Source organism: Burkholderia sp. BCC1208 (assembly GCF_902833095.1).
In the GTDB taxonomy this organism is placed as follows: domain Bacteria; phylum Pseudomonadota; class Gammaproteobacteria; order Burkholderiales; family Burkholderiaceae; genus Burkholderia.
Genome location: NZ_CADFDY010000011.1, coordinates 188,891 through 206,246, shown reverse-complemented (window position 1 = coordinate 206,246; position 17,356 = coordinate 188,891). Strand labels below are relative to the sequence as shown.

The 17,356-nt window shown below is 68.4% G+C and carries 12 protein-coding genes and 1 pseudogene; 3 read left to right on the top strand and 10 right to left on the bottom strand.

What is annotated here, in order from left to right; all coding sequences use genetic code 11:
• The 5 genes from glcF to HWX09_RS26320 all read right to left on the bottom strand — a co-directional run bounded on the left by glcF (window position 1) and on the right by HWX09_RS26320 (window position 6,871).
• Complete coding sequence (gene glcF, locus HWX09_RS26340) at window positions 1–1,227, bottom strand: glycolate oxidase subunit GlcF (protein WP_027783605.1); 1,227 nt, start codon at window positions 1,225–1,227, stop codon at window positions 1–3.
• A gap of 1 nt (window position 1,228) precedes the next feature.
• Window positions 1,229–2,317: a glycolate oxidase subunit GlcE gene (gene glcE, locus HWX09_RS26335; RefSeq protein WP_027783606.1), complete on the bottom strand. Its 1,089-nt coding sequence runs from the start codon at window positions 2,315–2,317 to the stop codon at window positions 1,229–1,231.
• A gap of 185 nt (window positions 2,318–2,502) precedes the next feature.
• Window positions 2,503–3,996: an FAD-linked oxidase C-terminal domain-containing protein gene (locus HWX09_RS26330; protein WP_027783607.1), complete on the bottom strand. Its 1,494-nt coding sequence runs from the start codon at window positions 3,994–3,996 to the stop codon at window positions 2,503–2,505.
• Between the two features lie 286 nt (window positions 3,997–4,282).
• A complete protein-coding gene (locus HWX09_RS26325) occupies window positions 4,283–5,302 on the bottom strand; it encodes an IS110 family transposase (protein ID WP_027781481.1) in 1,020 nt (339 codons plus the stop codon).
• A 159-nt stretch (window positions 5,303–5,461) separates the two neighbouring features.
• Entirely contained in the window at window positions 5,462–6,871 is a 1,410-nt protein-coding gene (locus HWX09_RS26320) for an FAD-linked oxidase C-terminal domain-containing protein (protein WP_027783608.1), read from the bottom strand.
• 136 nt (window positions 6,872–7,007) lie between these two features.
• On the opposite strand from HWX09_RS26320, the gene HWX09_RS26315 reads away from it, so the two are divergent.
• Together HWX09_RS26315 and hmpA are read left to right on the top strand one after the other, a co-directional pair.
• Window positions 7,008–7,559 (top strand): cob(I)yrinic acid a,c-diamide adenosyltransferase, encoded by a 552-nt coding sequence (locus HWX09_RS26315; RefSeq protein WP_027783609.1) that lies wholly within the window; start codon window positions 7,008–7,010, stop codon window positions 7,557–7,559.
• Window positions 7,560–7,653: 94 nt separating this feature from the next.
• Window positions 7,654–8,862 (top strand): NO-inducible flavohemoprotein, encoded by a 1,209-nt coding sequence (gene hmpA, locus HWX09_RS26310; RefSeq protein WP_027783610.1) that lies wholly within the window; start codon window positions 7,654–7,656, stop codon window positions 8,860–8,862.
• A gap of 87 nt (window positions 8,863–8,949) precedes the next feature.
• On the opposite strand, the pseudogene HWX09_RS26305 reads toward hmpA, so the two are convergent.
• Both HWX09_RS26305 and aroG read right to left on the bottom strand, forming a co-directional pair.
• A pseudogene (locus tag HWX09_RS26305) lies at window positions 8,950–9,054 on the bottom strand (PIN domain nuclease); the annotation flags it as partial.
• Window positions 9,055–9,072: 18 nt separating this feature from the next.
• Entirely contained in the window at window positions 9,073–10,146 is a 1,074-nt protein-coding gene (gene aroG / locus HWX09_RS26300; RefSeq protein WP_027783611.1) for a 3-deoxy-7-phosphoheptulonate synthase AroG, read from the bottom strand.
• On the opposite strand from aroG, the gene HWX09_RS26295 reads away from it, so the two are divergent.
• A complete protein-coding gene (locus tag HWX09_RS26295; protein WP_175888602.1) occupies window positions 10,145–10,432 on the top strand; it encodes a hypothetical protein in 288 nt (95 codons plus the stop codon). The two genes, aroG and HWX09_RS26295, sit on opposite strands and share 2 nt — an antisense overlap.
• 110 nt (window positions 10,433–10,542) lie before the next feature.
• On the opposite strand, the gene tldD is transcribed toward HWX09_RS26295, so the two are convergent.
• From tldD to HWX09_RS26280, 3 genes are all read right to left on the bottom strand, one after another.
• Entirely contained in the window at window positions 10,543–12,009 is a 1,467-nt protein-coding gene (gene tldD / locus HWX09_RS26290; protein ID WP_027783612.1) for a metalloprotease TldD, read from the bottom strand.
• A gap of 85 nt (window positions 12,010–12,094) precedes the next feature.
• The gene (locus HWX09_RS26285; protein WP_027783613.1) at window positions 12,095–12,922 is read right to left on the bottom strand and encodes a carbon-nitrogen hydrolase family protein; all 828 of its coding nucleotides are present in this window, start codon (window positions 12,920–12,922) and stop codon (window positions 12,095–12,097) included.
• A gap of 62 nt (window positions 12,923–12,984) precedes the next feature.
• Entirely contained in the window at window positions 12,985–17,184 is a 4,200-nt protein-coding gene (locus HWX09_RS26280; RefSeq protein ID WP_027783614.1) for an AsmA-like C-terminal region-containing protein, read from the bottom strand.
• Between the last annotated feature and the right edge of the window lie 172 nt (window positions 17,185–17,356).

The following is a 17,356-nucleotide window of genomic DNA, read 5'->3' as shown; positions in this document are numbered from 1 at the left end:
CTAGCCGTACAGCAAATGCTCGACGAGCTGGACCCAGTGGACGACCGGCACCTGCGTGCCGCTTTGCAGGTGCGCGATGCAGCCGATGTTGCCGGATACGATCATCTGCGGTTCGAGCGCCTGCAGCTTCAGCAGCTTCTGCTTGCGCAACCGGTACGACAGCGACGGCTGCGTCAGCGAGTAGGTGCCGGCCGAGCCGCAGCACAGATGGCTGTCGGCCGGCAGCCGCACGTCGATGCCGAGCGTCTCGAGCAGGCGCTCGACCTTGCCGCGCGACTGTTGCCCGTGCTGCAGCGTGCACGGCGGGTGGTACGCGACCGTATGGATCGCGCGGCGCCGGGCGATCGTCGCGAGTTCGGCCTCGAACGCGAGCAGCACGTCGGAGATGTCGCGCGTCATCGACACGATGCGCTGCGCTTTTTCCGCGTAGGCCGGATCGTCGCGCAGCAGGTGCGCGTATTCGAGCACCGTCGCGCCGCAGCCCGATGCATTCATCACGATCGCCTCGGCGCCCTGTTCGACGTGGGGCCACCACGCGTCGATGTTGCGGCGCGCGTCGTCGAGCGCTTCGTCGTGATAGTTCAGGTGCAGGCGGATCGCGCCGCAGCAGCCCGCGTCGGGCGAGACGACCGTCTCGATGCCGAGCGCGTCGAGCACGCGCGCGGTCGCGATGTTGATGTTCGGCAGCATCGACGGCTGCACGCAGCCGCCGAGCATCAGCATCTTGCGCGTATGCGTACGGTGCGGCCATTCGAGCAGCCGCGTGCGCGGCGGCACCTTGTCGCGCAGCCGCTTCGGCAGCAGCGGCCGCACGTGCTGGCCGAGCCGCATCACCGGCGAGAACAGCGCGGCGTTCGGCACGACACTCGCGAGCACGCGGCGCATGAGCCGCTGCTGCGCGGGGCGCTCCACCTGCGCCTCCACGTGCTTGCGGCCGATCTCGACGAGCCGGCCGTACTGGACGCCGGACGGGCAGGTCGTCTCGCAGCTGCGGCAGGTGAGGCAGCGGTCGAGATGCTGTTGCGTGCTGCGCGTGACGGGTGCGCCCTCGACCATCTGCTTGATCAGGTAGATGCGTCCGCGCGGGCCGTCGAGTTCGTCGCCGAGCAGTTGATAGGTCGGGCAGGTCGCGGTGCAGAACCCGCAGTGCACGCACTTGCGCAGGATCGCGTCGGCCTCGTCGCCGTCGGGCGTATTGCGGATGAAATCGGCGAGGTTCGTTTGCATCTCAGAGATCCGGGTAGAGCCGGCCGCGATTGAAGATGCGCGCGGGATCGAATGCGCTCTTCAGCCCGCGGTGGATCTTCATCATCGGCGCGGGCAGCGGCGTGAACACGCCCGTGCTGCGGTCGTAGGTGTCGCCCGCGCGGAACAGCGTCGCATGCCCGCCGGCCTGCTTCGCGCTCATGCGCACGGTTTGCGCGTCGGCGTCGGTGATCCACCAGCGCTGCGCGCCGCCCCATTCCATCAACTGGGTGCCGGGCAGGTGCATCGGTTCGGTGATCGACGGCAGCGACAGGCGCCACAGCGCGTAGCCGGGCGGGATGCCGTTGAAGAACGGATCGGTATGCTCGCGCAGGCCGGACCAGAAGCGTTCGGCCTCGACCGCGTCGACGACTTCGCCGCCGAGCAGCGTTTTCGCGGATTTCACGGCGGCTTCCGCGCCCGACAGGCGCAGCACGAGCGTGCCGTTGCGCCACGCGCTCGCGCTGACCGGCAGCGGATGGCCGCCCCATTCGTTGAGCTTGCGCACCGCGTCGGTCGCGGTCATCTCGAACTTCAGCGTGACTTCGGCGACCGGCATCGGCAGCACCTTGATCGACAGGTCGAGCATCAGCCCGAGCGTGCCGAGCGCGCCGGCCATCAGCCGCGATACGTCGTAGCCGGCGACGTTCTTCACGACCTGGCCGCCGAAGCGCAGCCTTTCGCCGCGACCGTTCATCAGCGTCGTGCCGAGCACGAAATCGCGCGGTGCGCCGCAGGCGGCGCGGCGCGGGCCCGCGAGGCCGGCCGCGACGCAGCCGCCGACGGTGGCCGAACGGCCGAAGTGCGGCGGCTCGAACGGCAGCATCTGGCCGCACTCGGCGAGGACGGTTTCAAGCTGCGCGAGCGGCGTGCCCGCGCGGACCGTGACGACGAGTTCGGCCGGGTCGTACGACACGACGCCCTGAAACGCGCGCGTGTCGAGTATTTCGCCCTCGAGCGCCTGGCCGTACCAGTCCTTGGTGCCGCCGCCGCGAATCCGCAGCGGCCGGCCGTCGGCACTGGCGGCGCGGATGCGCTCGGCCCATCCGGCGACGATGTCGTCCTCTTCCATGTTCTGTTGCTTTCTCGTCTCGTTGTCCGGTCGATTGTACCGGGGTGGCGCGATTGCACATCGCGACTATCCCTAAGCCCCGTCTCGCATCCGGCCTGCCCGGGCCGGCACGCGAACGTGCCGCGCGGGCACGGCGGCCCCCCGCACCGCGGCCGGCGGTGCGGGCCGCGACCCGCGCACGCCGCTCAGAAGCGCGGCAGGTCGGGGTGCGGCAGCAGCCCGCCGCGCACGTGCTGACGCCCGTATTCGGCGCAGCGCGCGCGGGTCGGGATGCCCTTGTCCGGGTTCAGCAGCCCGGCCGGATCGAATGCGCGCTTGACCGCGAAGAACGCATCGCGCTCCTGCGGCGAGAACTGCACGCACATCGAATTGAGTTTTTCGATACCGACACCGTGCTCGCCCGTCACGCTGCCGCCGAATTCCACGCAGCATTCGAGGATTTCCGCGCCGAACTGCTCGGCGCGGTGCAGCTCGTCCGGATCGTTCGCGTTGTACAGGATCAACGGATGCATGTTGCCGTCGCCCGCATGGAACACGTTGATGCAGCGCAGCCCGTAGCGCGTTTCGAGCTGCTCGATGCGCGCGAGCAGCGGGCCGATCGCGCGGCGCGGCACGGTGCCGTCCATGCAGTAGTAATCGGCGGAAATGCGGCCGGCGGCCGGGAACGCGTTCTTGCGGCCGGACCAGAAGCGCAGCCGCTCGCTTTCGTTGCGCGACACCTGGATGCGCGTCGCGCCGTGTTCGCGCAGCACGGCCGTCATCCGCACGATTTCCTCGGCGACTTCTTCGGGCGTGCCGTCCGATTCGCACAGCAGGATCGCCTTCGCATCGAGGTCGTAGCCCGCGTGCGTGAAGGCCTCGACGGCTTGCGTGGCCGGCTTGTCCATCATCTCGAGCCCGGCCGGGATGATGCCCGACGCGATGATCGCCGCGACGGCCTCGCCGCCCTTGACGACGTCGTCGAAACTCGCCATCACGAGCTGCGCGGTCTGCGGCTTCGGGATCAGTCGCACCGTGACCTCGGTGACGATCGCGAACATCCCTTCGCTGCCGATCATCACGGCGAGCAGGTCGAGGCCCGGCATGTCGAGCGCGAGCGAGCCGAATTCGACGATCTCGCCGTCGATCGTCACCGCGCGCACGCGCATCACGTTGTGCACGGTCAGCCCGTATTTCAGGCAGTGCACGCCGCCGGAATTTTCCGCGACGTTGCCGCCGATCGTGCAGGCGATCTGCGACGACGGATCGGGCGCGTAATACAGGCCGTACGGCGCGGCCGCTTCCGAGATCGCGAGATTGCGCACGCCGGGCTGTACGGTCGCCGTGCGCGCGTACGGGTCGACTTCGACGATGCGCGTGAAGCGCGCGAGCGACAGCACGACGCCGAGCGCCATCGGCAGCGCGCCGCCCGACAGGCTGGTGCCGGCGCCGCGCGGCACGATCGGCACTTCCATGCGGCGGCAGATCTGCACGACCCGCTGCACCTGCGACTCCGTCTCGGGCAATGCGACCGCGAGCGGTAGCCGGCGGTACGCGGACAGGCCGTCGCATTCGTACGGCGCCGTGTCCTCGTCGCGGTACAGCAGGCAATGCGTCGGCAGCACGGCCATCAGCGCCTGCACGACTTCGCGCTGGCGCTGCGCGCGTGCGGCGCTCGACAGTTCGACGGGAGCGTTCATGAGGTCTATATGAACGCGTCCCGTTTGCAACAGTTTTCTCGTGTTTCGACGGACAGGATGGGCTGCAGCTCTATATCCGGCCTTGATGCAGCTGGTGCAGCCGCTGCGGGCCCCTATGAAATTCGCTGACTCGCGCCTCATTCTCCTGGCGAGCTCGAAGCCCGTCACCTCATACAGGTTTAGCGAGTCCCGGTCCTACCTGGCTTGTCATCACACTCGATTGCTGCGCAACCTTTCGACGTTCACCCTGTGTTAAACGTTGATTTTCTACCTCGCGTGGCCGATTTCAGGCTGGCTTCACGCTCACGTAGTCCTTCCGGTACGGCCGCTCATGGGCCAGTACCGCCCAGATCGTCCGTGCCATCTTGTTGGCCAGTGCCACGATCACTACATTTGCTGGCCGCCGCTTCTTCATCTGCTCGACCCATGGGCCCGGCTCTTTCGCATGGTTCAACACGCTTCGCGCGCCGTGAATCAACAGCGTGCGCAGATAGGTGTCGCCCCTCTTGCTGATGCCGTGCAAGTTCACCTTGCCGCCCGAGCCCGTCTGCTTCGGTACCAAACCTGCCCACGCGGCGAATTCGCGTCCTGAGCGAAACGCCTTCGCGTCGCCCATCATCGCCACTGCCGCCGTCGACGTCAGCAAGCCCACGCCGGGTATCTCGCTGATCGCCGCAACGGCCTTGTCTTCCTTCTTCCATTCGCGCATCCGACGTTCGATCTCGGCAATCTGCTCGTCGAGCCTCGCCAACCCGTTCCACTGTTCACGCAACGTATCGATCAGCGCTGCCGGCAGGCGCTGCTCGAGCCGGTCAAGCGCGATGGGTATTTCCTGGTCCAGCTTCGCTCGGCCACGGCTCATCACCTCGCCGTACTCCGTCATCAGCCCGCGCAATCCGTTGCTCTGCATCGTGCGGAACTTCACCAACTGCTCGCGCATCCGGTGCAGTGCCAGCATCGCCTGCTGCATTTCCGTTTTCACCGCCACTGGCCTGCCCGGTTGCTGCACCGCCAGCCAGATCGCCCGCGCATCCGCCGCATCGTTCTTATTGCGGATGTTGAATGCCTTCACGAACTCCGCTGGCATCAGTCTGACCTCGTGACCCATCTGCCGCAGTTGTCGAGCCCAGTGGTGCGCACCGCCGCACGCTTCCATCCCGATCAGGCATCGCACACGGTTCGCGAAGTACTCGAGAAACTTCGCCCGTTTGATCGGTTTGTTCACGATTTCTCCAGTTGCCTGATCGACGTAATGCACCTGGAAAACCTGCTTGGCGATATCTACGCCCACGGTCATACTGTTCATCGTGGATCCTCCGGTTGCCGGGAAATGCGTGCATTTTCCACCTGGGCACTTTGATGCCGTCGGCCCGTGAGGATCCACCCCTTCTTCTGCTCTCTCGGCTCCGGGTGGGACGCGTTCATTTCAATTCTCCTGCGTGGGGCGCGACGTCGCGCCGCCGTGTCAGCACGTGAAAATCTTGCCCGGATTCATCAGGTTGCGCGGATCGAGCGCGAGCTTGATCGCGCGCATCGTGTCGATCGCGTTGTCGCCGTGCTCCTTCGGCAGGAAGCGCATCTTGTGCAGCCCGACGCCGTGCTCGCCCGTGCAGGTGCCGCCCAGGCGCAGCGCGCGCTCGACGATCCGGTCGTTGATGTGCTCGGCTTCGGCGAGCTCCTCGGGCTTGTCGGGATCGATCAGGATCGCGACGTGGAAATTGCCGTCGCCGACGTGGCCGACGATCGGGCAGGGCAGCGACGACGCGCGCAGGTCGACCTCGGTTTCCTCGACGCACGCGGCGAGCTGCGAGATCGGCACGCACACGTCGGTCGTCACCGCGCGGCAGCCGGGCTTCAACTGCAGCATCGCGAAGTACGCGTTGTGGCGCGCGGACCAGAGCCGCGTGCGATCCTCGGGGCGCGTCGCCCATTCGAAGCCCTGGCCGGCGTTCTGGCCGGCGAGCGCCTGCACGAGTTCGGCCTGCTCCTTCACGCCGGCGTCGGTGCCGTGGAATTCGAAGAACAGCGTCGGCGCTTCGGTCAGCGTCAGGTTCGAGTGACGGTTGATCGAGCGCACCGCGAGCGCGTCGACGAATTCGACGCGCGCGATCGGTACGCCGATCTGGATCGTCTCGATCACCGTGCGGACTGCGTCGCCCATCGTCGGGAACGTGCAGATCGCGGCCGATACGGCCTCGGGCAGCGGGTGCAGGCGCAGCGTGATCTCGGTGATCACGCCGAGCGTGCCTTCGGACCCGACGAACAGCCGCGTGAGGTCGTAGCCGGCCGACGACTTGCGCGCGCGCGAGCCGGTCTTGACCACGCGGCCGTCCGCGAGCACCGCGCTCAGGCCGAGCACGTTCTCGCGCATCGTGCCGTAGCGCACGGCGTTGGTGCCCGACGCGCGGGTCGCGGTCATCCCGCCGATGCTGGCGTCGGCGCCCGGATCGATCGGGAAGAACAGGCCGGTGTCGCGCAGCGCCTCGTTGAGCGCCTTGCGCGTGATGCCCGGCTCGACCGTCACGGTCAGGTCTTCGGCGTTGATCGACAGCACGCGGTTCATTTCCGACAGGTCGAGCGACACGCCGCCGCGCACCGCGAGCAGGTGGCCTTCGAGCGACGAGCCGGCGCCGTACGGGATCAGCGGCACGCTGTAGAGCGAGCACAGCGACACGACTTCGCGCACGTCGTCGGTGCTGTGCGCGAACACGACGGCGTCGGGCAGTTGCGGATCGAACGGGGATTCGTCGCGGCCGTGATGGGCGCGAACCGCGTCGGCGGTCGACACGCGCTCGCCGAAAGCGGCGCGCAGCGCATCGAGCATGGCGGGGGGCAGCGGGCGGCGCGTGGCGGCCGGCGGGGCAGGGTGGTTCACGAATGTCTCCTGACTGCTTGTCATACTGTCGGCTCATTCTACGCTGTAACGTTCGCTGCGCCTCCCGCCGCGGGCTGCGATAATCGCGTTCCAGCCAACCGGGCCGCGTGGCGGCCGCGCACGAGAGGACATTCGCATGGGCAACCGCTTGAGCAAGATCGCGACGCGCACGGGCGACGACGGTACCACCGGGCTGGGCGACGGGCGGCGCATCGGCAAGGACGACGCGCGGATCGCCGCGATCGGCGACGTCGACGAACTGAACTCGAATCTCGGCGTGCTGCTGGCCGAGGCGTTGCCGGACGACGTGCGCACGGCGCTCGTCACGATCCAGCACGACCTGTTCGATCTCGGCGGCGAGCTGTGCATTCCCGGCCACACGGTGCTCGACGATACGCACCTCGCGCGCCTCGACCAGTGGCTCGCCGACTACAACGCGACGCTGCCGCCGCTGAAGGAATTCATCCTGCCGGCCGGCTCGCGCGCCGCATCGCTCGCGCACGTCTGCCGAACCGTGTGCCGCCGCGCGGAGCGCTCGATCGTCGCGCTCGGGCGCGGCGACACGCTCAATGATGCACCGCGGCGGTACGTGAACCGGCTGTCCGACCTGCTGTTCGTGCTGGCGCGCGTGCTGAACCGCGCCGGCGGCGGCGCCGACGTGCTGTGGGAGCGCGGGCGCGTCCGCTAGCCTGCCGTCGCGTTTTTGCGCACTGCGACAATTTGCCCGAGGGGCGCCTGTTTTTAAACATGTATCGTATGTGCATGTTTAACGGAGAACGAACATGACCCACATCACCGCTGACCAGATGGCCCGTGTGAAGGCCACCGCCCCCGTCCTCGCCGAGCACGGCGCGACGATCACGAAGCATTTCTATCAGCGCATGTTCGCGCGTCATCCGGAACTGAAGAACCTGTTCAACCAGACGCACCAGAAGACCGGCAGCCAGCCCGAGACGCTCGCGAAGGCCGTCTATGCGTATGCGGCGAACATCGACAACCTCGGTGCGCTGGGCGGCGCGGTGTCGCGCATCTCGCACAAGCACGCGAGCCTGAACATCCGCCCCGAGCATTACCCGATCGTCGGCGAGAACCTGCTCGCGTCGATCGTCGAAGTGCTCGGCGACGCGGTCGATGCCGACACGCTCGAAGCGTGGCGCGTCGCATACGGCCAGCTCGCGCAGATCATGATCGGCGCCGAGGCCGACCTGTACGCGAACGCCGCGTGGAGCGGCTTCCGCCCGTTCAAGGTCGCGCGCAAGGTGCGTGAAAGCGACGAGATCACGTCGTTCTACCTGACGCCCGCCGACGGCGGCGAGGCGCCGACGTTCGATCCGGGCCAGTACATCACGGTGAAGCGCTTCGTCGGCGATCTCGGCGTCGACCAGCCGCGCCAGTACAGCCTGTCCGATGCGCCGCACGGCAAGTGGCTGCGCATCTCGGTGAAGCGCGAGGCCGGCAAGGCGGAGGCGATCCCGGCCGGCAAGGTGTCGACGCTGATGCACGACGGGGTAGAGGAGGGCGCGATCGTCGAAGTGACCGCGCCGATGGGCGACTTTTCGCTGAAGCGGGATGCCGATACGCCGGTCGTGCTGATCTCGGGCGGGGTCGGCATCACGCCGATGATGTCGATGGCGTCGACGCTGATCGCCGAAGGCAGCAAGCGCGACGTGCGGTTCGTCCACGCATGCCGTTCGGGTGCGGTGCACGCGTTCCGCGACTGGCTGAACGATACCGTCGGCGAGCACGGGAACGTCAAGCGCACGGTGCTGTATGAACTGGTCGGCCCGAACGATCGCGTCGGCATCGACCACGACCTCGAAGGGCGCCTCACGCCGGAGCGCGTGCAGCAGTACGCGCTGGTGCCGGACGCCGATTACTACATCTGCGGCCCGATCGCGTTCATGAAGGCACAGCGCGACGCGCTCGTCGCGCTCGGCGTCGCGCCGGAACGCGTGAATACCGAGATCTTCGGGTCGGGTGCGCTCGAGTAATGCGCGCACGGCGGGTTTCCGGCCGATAAAAAAGCCCGGCGCGAGCCGGGCTTCGATTTTGTCGCTTGCGGTGTCATGCAGATGGCGTCACGCGCGCAGCATCAGCGTCGCGTGATAGCGCCATACTTTTGGGTCGGCACTGACGAGCGGCATGCCCTCGTGAAGCGCCTGGGCAACCATCACGCGATCGAACGAGCCTGCTTGCGTTCGTCAGTTGCCGCTGCCGCGCGCGACGCGACGTGCCTTGACCGACTCCGCGAGGCCTTCGAGCACCTTCACGCTGTCGTCCCACGCGATGCACGCATCGGTGATGCTCTGGCCGTAGGTCAGCGCGCAGCCTTCCTTCAGGTCCTGGCGGCCCTCGACGAGGTGCGACTCGATCATCACGCCGACGATGCGTTCGTCGCCGGCCGCGATCTGGCGGCCGATGTCGGCACACACGGGGATCTGGTTCTCGTGCTTCTTCGAGCTGTTCGCGTGGCTCGCGTCGATCATCAGGCGCGCGGCGAGGCCGGCCTTGCCGATGTCCGCGCAGGCGGCGTTCACGCTGTCCGCGTCGTAGTTAGGCGCCTTGCCGCCGCGCAGGATCACGTGGCAGTCCTCGTTGCCGGCCGTCGACACGATCGCCGAATGGCCGCCCTTCGTCACCGACAGGAAATGGTGCGGCTGCGACGCGGCCTTGATCGCGTCGACCGCGATCTTCACGTTGCCGTCGGTGCCGTTCTTGAAGCCGACCGGGCACGACAGCCCCGACGCGAGCTCGCGGTGCACCTGCGACTCGGTCGTGCGCGCGCCGATCGCGCCCCACGAGATCAGGTCGGCGATGTACTGCGGGCTGATCATGTCGAGGTATTCGGTCGCGGCCGGCAGCCCCATTTCGTTGATCTGCAGCAGCAGCTCGCGCGCGGTGCGCAGCCCTTCGTTGATCTTGAAGCTGTTGTCGAGGTGCGGATCGTTGATGAGCCCCTTCCAGCCGACCGTCGTGCGCGGCTTCTCGAAGTACACGCGCATCACGATTTCCAGTTCGCCGTTGAAGCGCTCGCGCTCCTTCACGAGCCGGCCCGCGTATTCGATCGCCGCCTTCGTGTCGTGGATCGAGCACGGCCCGATCACGACGATCAGCCGGTCGTCCATCCCGTGCAGGATGCGGTGCATCGACTGGCGCGAGTGGTAGATCAGCTCGGACGCGGCTTCGGAGCACGCGAATTCGCGGATCAGGTGGGCGGGCGGCGTCAGTTCCTTGAGTTCGCGAATGCGGACGTCGTCGGTGTTGTGCGGGGGCATGCTGTTTCTCCTAATTTTGCGGGCGCCGTTCGGTCAGTGCGTGTGCGGCAGATTCATCGATGCAGGCAATTCAGGGGTACCGGTCGGGCCGCGGGACCGCTGCGGCGGCGACCGGCTGGCGAAGGGCGAAAAAAAACCGCCGGGTTCGCCGGCGGTTTTTTCGGGAATTTCGGTTGCGCTTTACGCGCCATCAACCCTCTCGATCCGCCAGCGGTCTGAGATACCAAAAAAAGTAAAAGTAAAACTTGGCGGACATGACGGAAATTCGGCTCGTCAAAAAAGTTGATTCGGAATTTATACCCGGTCCCCGGGCGGCTGGCAACCGGGAGCCGTCGAAAATGCGGATAATCCGCGCGTTTTCATAAAAATGCGCGGATTGTCTGCGCCGCGATGCGGTTATGCCGTACCGCCGACCGTCATCTTGTCGATCCGCAGGGTCGGCTGGCCGACGCCGACCGGCACGCTCTGGCCCTCCTTGCCGCACACGCCGACGCCCGTGTCGAGCGACATGTCATTGCCGATCATGCTCACGTACTTCAGCGATTCCGGGCCGCTGCCGATCAGCGTCGCGCCCTTCACCGGGTAGGTGACCTTGCCGTTCTCGATCATGTACGCCTCGGACGCCGAGAACACGAACTTGCCGTTCGTGATGTCGACCTGGCCGCCGCCGAAATTCACCGCGTACAGGCCGTTCTTCACCGACGCGATGATTTCCTGCGGATCCTTGTCGCCGTTCAGCATGTAGGTGTTCGTCATGCGCGGCATCGGCAGCGCCGCGTACGACTCGCGCCGCGCGTTGCCCGTGACCGGCATTTTCATCAGCCGCGCGTTCAGCGTGTCCTGGATGTAGCCCTTCAGGATGCCGTCCTCGATCAGCGTCGTGCACTGCGTCGGGTTGCCTTCGTCGTCGATGTTCAGCGAGCCGCGGCGGTTCGGCAGCGTGCCGTCGTCGACGACGGTCACGCCCTTCGCGGCGACCTGCTCGCCGATCCGGCCCGCGAACGCGGACGAGCCCTTGCGGTTGAAGTCGCCTTCGAGACCGTGGCCGATCGCCTCGTGCAGCAGCACGCCCGGCCAGCCCGGCCCGAGCACGACCGTCATCGCGCCGGCCGGCGCGGGGCGGGCATCGAGGTTGACGAGCGCCGCGTGCACGGCGTCGTCGACATAGCGCGACAGGATTTCGTCGGTGAAGTAGCCGTAGTCGAAGCGGCCGCCGCCGCCGCCCGAGCCGATCTCGCGGCGGCCGTTCTGTTCGGCGATCACCGTGACCGACACGCGCACGAGCGGCCGGATGTCGGCCGCGAGCGCGCCGTCGCTGCGCGCGACCAGCACGACGTCGTATTCGCCGGCGAGCCCGGCCATCACCTGCGTGACGCGCGGGTCGCGCCCGCGCGCCATCTGCTCGATGCGTTCGAGCAGCTTGACCTTGGCCGTCGCGTCGAGCGACGCGAGCGGGTCGGACGGCAGGTACAGGTCGCGGCCGGAGATGCCCGTCAGCGACGTGGCTGCCTTGATCTTCTGGCGGCCGCCGCCGGCCGCCGCGATCGCCTTGGTCGCGGCGGCGGCTTGCGCGATCGCTTCGGGCGACAGGTCGTCCGAATACGCGAACGCGGTGCGGTCGCCCGCGACCGCGCGCACGCCGACGCCCTGGTCGATGCTGAAGCTGCCCGATTTGACGATGCCTTCCTCGAGGCTCCACGCTTCGCTGCGCGTCGCCTGGAAGTACAGATCCGCGTAGTCGACGCGATGCGTGAAGATGTCGGCGATCGTGCGCGTGAGCAGGCTTTCGTCGAGGCCGTACGGCGTGAGCAGGATGTCCTTCGCCAGCGCGAGGTTGCGGATGCCGGGTTCGATGATGTTCATGCGGATATCGGGAGTTCTCAAAAAGTTGTCGGGTGCTGCCGGGCAGACGGTTGGGCCGCGCGGCGTTTCAAGCGGTGCGGCGGATTCAGGTCAGCACGCGGTGCCGCCACGCGGGCAGGCTCTGGCGTACGTCGGCGATGCGCTGCGGATCGATCGTGCCGAGCACGACGCTGGCGCCCTCGTCGCGCACCGCGACGGTTTCGCCCCACGGGTCGATCAGCATGCTGTGGCCCCACGTGCGCCGGCCGTTCTCGTGCTTGCCGCCCTGCGCGGCCGCGAGCACGTAGCACTGGTTCTCGACGGCCCGCGCGCGCAGCAGCGTTTCCCAGTGCGCGCGGCCCGTCGTATACGTAAACGCCGACGGCACGACCATCAACGCGCAGTCGCCCATGCGGCGGTACAGCTCCGGAAAGCGGAGATCGTAACAGACCGACAGGCCGACCTGCCCGAACGGCGCGTCGAACGCGACGACCGTGTCGCCCGCGCGGATCGTGCGCGCCTCGTCGAACGATTCGTCGCCTTTCTCGAAGTTGAACAGGTGGATCTTGTCGTAGCGCGCGGCTTCGTTGCCGAATGGATCGAACACGAGCGTGGTGTTCAGCACGCGATCGGGTTCCGGCGCCTTCAGCGGCAGCGTGCCGCCGATCACCCAGATGCCGTGGCGGCGCGCGGCGTCGGCGAGGAACTGCTGGATCGGGCCGTCCCGGTACGGTTCGGCGAGCGCGAGCTTGTCGGTGTCGCGGTGACCCATGAAGCAGAAATACTCCGGCAGCAGCACGAGCTGCGCGCCTTCGCCGGCGGCTTCCGCGATCAGGCGGCGTGCTTCGGCCAGATTGCGTGTGACGTCCGGCGTGCTCACCATCTGCAGCGCGGCGACCCGGAAGGGCGTGGCGGAACGGGCGTGGTCGGTCATCGCGGAATCGGTTGCGTCATAAATGGGGTGCGGCCCGGCGCCCTGCGCGGTTCGATGCGCGCTCAATGGCTCGCCGCATCGGCCGGACCGTGATTCATCTTACCCTGATCGCCGCGCACTCGCTCGATGTGCGGGTGCGCCCACGAGCCGGTGATCGCGTAGTCGAGCGCGAACGCGCGCGACAGCGTCTCGGACAGCGCGTAGTTCGCGGCCAGCACGCCGACGCCGAGCAGCGGGTTGATGATGGCCGCGCCGATCGCGGCTGCGCCCGCGCTGATTTTCGGCGCGACGTGCGCATGCAGATCCTGCGTCTCGGCGCCGAGATCGACCGCGCCGCGCACGGTGACGTTCGCGGGGCCCGTCATCATCGAAAAGTCGTCGGTGCGCGCGATCCCGTTCGAAATCCGGCCGGTACCGGTGATCTTGTCGAACGGCAGCCCCTTGCCAACCACGTCGCGGAAGTTCAGCGTCAGGAAGCGCGCGAGGCTCTGCAGGCTCAGCACGCCGAGCAGTTTCGCCGCGCCCGGATCGACCTTCAGGATCTGCCCGTGTTCGAGGTCGACCGCGACCTGGCCGCCGAGCGACGGGAAGTCGAGCGCGGTCGGGCCGCCGCGCCAGCCGACCTTGCCCGTGACCGAGCCGTGACCGCCCGACAGCGTGCGCGGCAGGCCGACGCGGTCGAGCAGCGCGCCCGCGTTGTCGATGTCGAGCTTGAAGTCGAACACGGTGCGGCGCGGCGCGTCGTTTTCGCCGGCGCCGCGGGCGAGCGCATGGCGCGACGTGCGCCAGTTGCCGGTCGCCGTGAGCTTCGCGGCCGGGTTCGACAGTTCCAGCTTGTCGAGCTGCCACACGGGCGTGCCGTCTTCGTCGATGTTGCGCGCGTTGACGACGAGCCGGCCGATGTCGTGATCGCGCGCGACGACCTGGTCGACGATCAGGTCGATCGACGGTATCGGGCGGTCGGTCGGCGTCGGCAGGTTCATCGCGCGGCCGACGAGATCGTGTTGCGAGCTCTGCGGCACGACGAGCTTCGCGAGCCGCGCGTTGAGCACGCCCGCGCCGTTGTGGCCGCCGCCCGGCGCCCACGACAGGTAGCCCGAGACCTGGTTCGACGCGATGTTCGCCTGCCAGAGGTCGTCGACGTGCGACGCGCCGACGATCACGTTCTCCCAGTTGCGCTTGAGCAGCTTCAGCGTGCCGAAATGGAACGCGAAGCGCTTCGGCGCGAAGCTCGCGAAATCGACGCGTGGCGCGGCCTGCGGCGCCGGTGCACGCGGCGTGTCGGGCTGCAGCGTGCGGGCGAGGGCGAGCCACGCGTCGGCATCCAGTTCGCCGACGTCGACGGCCGCGCTCACGCCGTCCTGCGGCATGTCGGGCATCCGGTGGATGCCCATCGCGCCGCGTACCGCGCGCAGCGGCTGGCCGCGCGTCGCATCGAGCAGGTAGGTCGCGGTCACCGGGCCGAGCGTCAGGTCGGCGTGTTCGAGGCGTTTGCCGTCCGCCTGCGGCGCCGGCTGCAGCGTGAAGCGGAACGGCATCGGCGTGCCGGCCGGTTTCGCGAACGGCGCCGGGAAGTTCAGCGCCACGCCGGTCAGGTCGGATTGCGCGCTGACGTCGGGCAGGCGGCCCGGCGCGCCGCGCACGGCGACCTTGTACGGCGCGTCGCCGACCACATGCTCGAGCAGCGCGGCGGCCGCGCCGTGCAGGTTCAGGCCGCGCGCGGCGTCGAGCGCGAGCCGGCCGTCGACGTCCACCGCGTACGGGCCGTGCGACTGGAAGTTGCCGTTCGCGCGTACCGGGCCGCCGAGGAAGCGCCCCGACAGCGCGTGCAGCGACGCGCCGGCCTCGGTGAAGCGGACGCTGCCGCGCAGGGCCGACAGCGGCGGCACGCCGCGGGTCGACAGCGTGTTGCCGCCGAACGCGAGCGCGCCTTCGATGTGCGTGTGCGGATGGGGGACGTGCTGCGGAATCGTGATCTTGAGCGCGAGCGACGCGGGGCCCTGCGCATCGATCCGCTGGCCGATGTGGTTGCTCATCGTGCCGAGCGAGCTGTTGTCCGCGTAGTCGATCAGGTCGGCGAGCGGGCCCTGGGCATGGCCGTCGATGATCAGCGGCGAGTGCGACGGATTGCCGAGATCGTCGATGCGGCCCGCGACCTTCGTCAGCACGACGCGCTTGTAGCGCGCGCGCGCGATGTCGAAGCGCAGCTTGTTCTGCGCGAGCTCGAACACGCCGTCGATCCCGTCGAGCGCGGGCCAGACGCTCGGCGTGCCGTTCGCGAGCTTGCGCGGCGGGTACGGCGTCGGTTCGAAGCGGCCGCCGGTGAACGGCGCGACGATGTGGAACACGCCGGCGTCAGGCTCGTGTTCGAACGGGAATTTCTCGAGCGGGCCGCGCGCGACGATCGACGCGCCCTTGGACACCTTGCCGTCCTGCAGCGCGTGGCCGAGATAGTCGCGCAGGTGTTCGGACATCCCGGTCGGCAGGTAGCGCGGAATGCGCGCGACCGACGCGCGCGCGAAATCGGCGCGCAGATCGAGCGCGCCGCGGCCGTGGCCGGGGTTCGTGTACGAGCCCGACACCGCGATTTCGGCATCGGGGTTCGACACGAACAGGTCGGGCAGCGACACGTCGACGCGCGCGTGCTTGTCGCCGGGCGCGGGCGTGATCGTCCATTTGGCATTGCCGCGCAGCCGGTCGAACGTCAGGCGCGGCTCGTCGAATTCGCCGGGCACGGTGACGGCCGCGTGGACCGTATCGATATGCGCGGCGCCGCCCGTCTCGTTCGCATCGACGCGGCCCCACAGGTTCTCGACGCCCGGCCAGCCGGCGCGCGGGTGGCCGCGCGGCGAGAGCCCGGGCGGCGGCTCCTGCGCGGCGAAGCTGATGCCTTGCAGATCGCCGAGGAAGCGGTAGCGGACGATCGGCGCGGCGCCCATGCGCCGCTCCTCGTCGGCGAGATCGGCGTGCGCGGGTTTCGCGCGCTCGACCTCGATGTGATAGTTCGACACCATCCCGCGCGGGTCGATCTTGATCAGCTCGTTGCGCAGGCGCGCCGGCAGCGGCAGCCCGCGGATGAATTCGCTGAGGATGCCGAGATCGACGCGGTCGCCGACCACGCTGAGCAATTGCCCCTGGTTCGCGGTCGGCACGCGGTAGCGCGCCGTCAGCGTCGACAGCGCGAGCGAGCGGGCGAGCGGCGTGCCGTCCGGCAGCGGCGGCTGGCCGAGCTCCGCATTGAAGTGCGTCAGGTGCAGCGTGTAGTCGTGGCCCGCATCGAGCACCATGTCCCAGCCGAAGCCGACCGTCGGCACGTCGAGCCGCGGCTGCGTCGGGCGCACGCGCAGCGCGACGTCGGCGCCTTGCAGGTCGCCGCCCGCCGAGCGCAGATGGCCGTCGCCGAAGGTCGCCCAGATCGCGTTGTCGATCCGGCCCGCGTGGATCGTGAGCGGCACGTCGAGATAACGCGTGAGCGTCTGCAGGTCGACGAGGCCGGTCGACAGGTAGGCGTCGCCGGTCCAGTTCGCCGGCTTGCCGATCGGCGCGAGCGGCTTGTGCTTGAAGCGCGCGCGGAAATCGAGCGGGCCGAGCAGCAGCGTGCCGTTCGCGGGCGCCTGCAGCGCGACCTTGTGCACGCGGCCGTCGTTGAGCACCGCGAGCCGGATGCCCGACAGCACGAGTTCCGGTGCGTCGTGCTGCGCGTCGCGCCAGCGCAGCGTGCCGCCGCGCAGCACGATCGCCTCCTGCTTCAGCAGCCAGGTGCCGAACGTGTCGTTGCCGCCGTGGGTGGTGGCCACGCCGACGCCCGCGACGCTCAGCGAACCGTCGGCCGCACGGGCGACGACGAGGTCGGGCTGGTCGACGAGCAGGCTCGACAGCGCGGGCGACAGCCGCAGCAGCGACATCCACGACAGCGCGGCGGTTGCGTGCGGCACCGACAGCGCGACCTGGCCGTCACGGCCGCGGATCGTCAGGTTCGTGAGTTCGACGCCCGGCTGCATGCCGGACCAGTTCGGGGAAAGCTTGCCGATCGAAAGCTGCGCGTGGAGCTTGTCCGACACGGCGCGCTCGATGCGCGGGCGGTATTCGTCGATGCGGGGCAGCAGCACGTAGCGCAGCCCGAGGAAGGCGCCGGACGCGACGAAGTAGGTGCCGATTCCGACTGCCAGCGTCGCCTTGAACACGCGACGCAGGACCGGATGATCGTGCTTCGGAGGTCCCGCTTCGGGCGCAGCTACGGCGGATTCCTGACGGTCGGACATGCGGCGGACGGGCGGCGATATGGTAGTTTTGCAGATTGACGTTGAAATGTATCACACGGGTCCGTACCGGCGGCCGTTGCGGCAGCACGGCACGGGCTTTCCGGCGCGCGGTGTCGCGACGGGCGCACGAGCGTCCGGCGAGGCCGCGCCGAGTCCATGGGGCCGGTCGGCA

Bases quoted from the DNA above. Each gene is read 5' to 3' on its own strand.
- tldD (WP_027783612.1), bottom strand. From the start codon at position 12,009: ATGAACATCATCGAACCCGGCATCCGCAACCTCGCGCTGGCGAAGGAC.
- HWX09_RS26330 (WP_027783607.1), bottom strand. From the start codon at position 3,996: ATGAACGCTCCCGTCGAACTGTCGAGCGCCGCACGCGCGCAGCGCCAG.
- glcE (WP_027783606.1), bottom strand. From the start codon at position 2,317: ATGGAAGAGGACGACATCGTCGCCGGATGGGCCGAGCGCATCCGCGCC.
- HWX09_RS26325 (WP_027781481.1), bottom strand. From the start codon at position 5,302: ATGAACAGTATGACCGTGGGCGTAGATATCGCCAAGCAGGTTTTCCAG.
- glcF (WP_027783605.1), bottom strand. From the start codon at position 1,227: ATGCAAACGAACCTCGCCGATTTCATCCGCAATACGCCCGACGGCGAC.
- HWX09_RS26285 (WP_027783613.1), bottom strand. From the start codon at position 12,922: ATGACCGACCACGCCCGTTCCGCCACGCCCTTCCGGGTCGCCGCGCTG.
- HWX09_RS26280 (WP_027783614.1), bottom strand. From the start codon at position 17,184: ATGTCCGACCGTCAGGAATCCGCCGTAGCTGCGCCCGAAGCGGGACCT.
- hmpA (WP_027783610.1), top strand. From the start codon at position 7,654: ATGACCCACATCACCGCTGACCAGATGGCCCGTGTGAAGGCCACCGCC.
- HWX09_RS26315 (WP_027783609.1), top strand. From the start codon at position 7,008: ATGGGCAACCGCTTGAGCAAGATCGCGACGCGCACGGGCGACGACGGT.
- aroG (WP_027783611.1), bottom strand. From the start codon at position 10,146: ATGCCCCCGCACAACACCGACGACGTCCGCATTCGCGAACTCAAGGAA.
- HWX09_RS26295 (WP_175888602.1), top strand. From the start codon at position 10,145: ATGCTGTTTCTCCTAATTTTGCGGGCGCCGTTCGGTCAGTGCGTGTGC.